The sequence below is a fragment of the Myroides sp. LoEW2-1 genome (assembly GCF_009767705.1).
Lineage (GTDB): Bacteria > Bacteroidota > Bacteroidia > Flavobacteriales > Flavobacteriaceae > Flavobacterium > Flavobacterium album_A.
Map to the genome: position 1 here is coordinate 1 of NZ_WSPP01000208.1, position 223 is coordinate 223.

Consider the following 223-nt stretch of genomic DNA (forward strand, 5'->3'; position numbering starts at 1 on the left):
AGCTGAGCTTATTGGAGTGGAGCTAAAAGACACTGTGTATCGATACGATGGTGAATTAAAGTCATTGGCTATTTCAGGAGATATAGATATAGTGACAGATGTAACATATTCAAATAACAGCCATAGCGATGCAGGTGAATATAAGGTAGAGGCAAAGGTCTTGGCTGGAGATAATTACCATCCTTTATCCCTTGAGGGGACACTAACTATTGAAAAAGCTGAG

1 protein-coding gene is annotated in these 223 nt (G+C 39.5%); it reads left to right on the forward strand.

The features are described 5' to 3' along the window. Positions 1-223, forward strand: a 223-nt coding sequence (locus GOQ24_RS12040; RefSeq protein WP_160339799.1) for an MBG domain-containing protein, incomplete at both ends; no start/stop codon positions are given.